The following is a 1,980-nucleotide window of genomic DNA, read 5'->3' as shown; positions in this document are numbered from 1 at the left end:
TTCAAAATCCATTTGATACCTGTATTGTTTTAGGTCAAAGGTTAGCACTTTTCCTATTTATACGCTATCTAATATTTATGCTTCCTATTGCATATCTTCCTTGCTTTGCATTTATGCAACGGCCTTTTATAATAAATTCGGCTATGGGTATGGCAAATAGATTTGTTAATAAGCTATAGGTGGAAAAATTTTTAAAATGGTACATTATGAAGATGCTCGTTGCCAATGTCGCAAATATGCTTGCTAGCATAATTGAAAAAAAAATAACCAAAAAGTTTTGCTATTTTCGAGGTGGTGTAATTAAAGTAAAATAAGGATAATTTTTTTAAAAACTTAAATCCATAAATTAGTGATAAGCTGGCAGAAAAAGACATTTGTAAGCTTGCACTAAAAAGGGCTTCTGGAGTGATTAATAATATTACAATTGCTGCAAATACTATGGTTCTTATTGGATTTGTTTCTCTGTCAATTACAATGCCAATTAAAAACAGAGTAGTCATTGTGAATGCTCTTTGAGCAGAAATAGGGGCGTTTGCAATTAGTAAATAGAGATAAGAAAAAAAGATTGTAATTAGTGCAGATATCTTTTTGTTATTAATTTTAATTAAAGGATTGTAAATTTTGGAAAAAATTATGTTACTTGCAAAAAATATTATACTGGCAACAAGTGCAACGTGCATTCCAGAAATAGCGAGTAAATGAGCAATTCCAGAAATTCGTATATTATCATATGTATTTGTATCTATTCTTTTTGTGTTGCCAAGAAATAATGCAGTTGCAATTGATGCGTTTCTTACGTCCATGTTTTCGTAAAAGCATTTTGAGATCACTTCTCTTAATTTCCCGATTGTCGTAAATTTGCTGATATCTGATCTTTGGATGATTTTGATGTTACCCATAGCATAGCCTATTGCACTGATATCATTGAAAAAAGCATATCTTGCATAGTCAAAACTTCCTGGAAGAACTGGAGTTGGTGGTGGCATTAAATTTACGTTGGCAATGATTTTATCCTTATTTTTGATAGCATCAAGTTTGGTTCTAACTACTATTTTTATTTTTTTTATATTATAATTATCTGCAATATCTAGGAATTTAACGTGGTTTAGTAATAGTTTTTTTTCATTTCCTCGTATTTCAATTTCTTCAACTTCAGCTATAATTTTACTTTGAATTGTGTGATTTAAATTTGAAGTTGTTATGTTTGTACTCTAAATACAGTTGCTACATAACCAAGTAAAATGAATGTAATAACTAAAAATATGAATTGTATATATTTAAAATTTGATAAAAAGAAAGCTGTGCATATTAATGGTATCAAACATGATATCGTCAAGAATAATATTAATTTGAAGCTTAATTGATAATCAGTGTCAAAATATATCAATATCCCTAACGATAAACATACTGGTATTAATCCGAATACGTGAACTCTATCACTAAAAATTTTATACCTAACAAACCATACAACTCATTATGGAAATATAACGATAAAATTTTAAAATGCTAGATAAATAGAAAAAAATTGCTACAGGTTTTTTATATCATTTTATAAGGGACAGGTCTGCCGGCATCATCTTTAACCAATTTGCCATCCTCAAACTTTGCAGCCATATAATTTCCATGCCCTAATCTTTCGCCCTTGTACAATATTGGTCGAACAACTTTACCGTCTAATTGTTTTAACTCAGCTCCCTTACCTCTGTTGCTGACGTTATTTTTTGAACCTTTTTTTACAGCCATAGTGAACCCATTTTTATAACTTTTTTGTGATTATACCAAAATAATCGCACCTCAGTCAATAGTATTATTAAATTTGTGCAAGCTTTCACTGACTTCCTCAATATAACATATTTAAAGGCCGTTGCATAAATGCAAAGCAAGGAAGATATGCAATAAATGGATTTAAAAAATTAGATTCATATAAAGAAGAACGATAAGTTTGGTATAAAAGCTGATAGAATAATAGGAATTCAAGAA

The 1,980-nt window shown here is 29.5% G+C and carries 3 protein-coding genes; all 3 read right to left on the bottom strand.

The features are described 5' to 3' along the window. Positions 1 to 64: 64 nt before the first annotated feature. Positions 65 to 205, bottom strand: a complete 141-nt coding sequence (locus tag L8D11_RS06045; RefSeq protein ID WP_369127285.1) for a hypothetical protein — start codon at positions 203 to 205, stop codon at positions 65 to 67. After that, positions 192 to 1,058 (bottom strand): ComEC/Rec2 family competence protein, encoded by an 867-nt coding sequence (locus L8D11_RS05135; RefSeq protein WP_336886392.1) that lies wholly within the window; start codon positions 1,056 to 1,058, stop codon positions 192 to 194. Before L8D11_RS05135 ends, L8D11_RS06045 begins: the two co-directional genes overlap by 14 nt. A gap of 481 nt (positions 1,059 to 1,539) precedes the next feature. Next, positions 1,540 to 1,743, bottom strand: a complete 204-nt coding sequence (locus L8D11_RS05130) for a hypothetical protein (RefSeq protein ID WP_236870594.1) — start codon at positions 1,741 to 1,743, stop codon at positions 1,540 to 1,542. Positions 1,744 to 1,980 lie beyond the last annotated feature (237 nt).

Origin of the sequence: Candidatus Bandiella numerosa (genome assembly GCF_021811875.1) — a bacterium.
Taxonomy (GTDB): Bacteria; Pseudomonadota; Alphaproteobacteria; order Rickettsiales; family Midichloriaceae; genus Aquirickettsia; species Aquirickettsia numerosa_A.
Note: the sequence above shows the minus strand (reverse complement) of the source record. Positions and strands in the feature narration are given on the sequence as shown.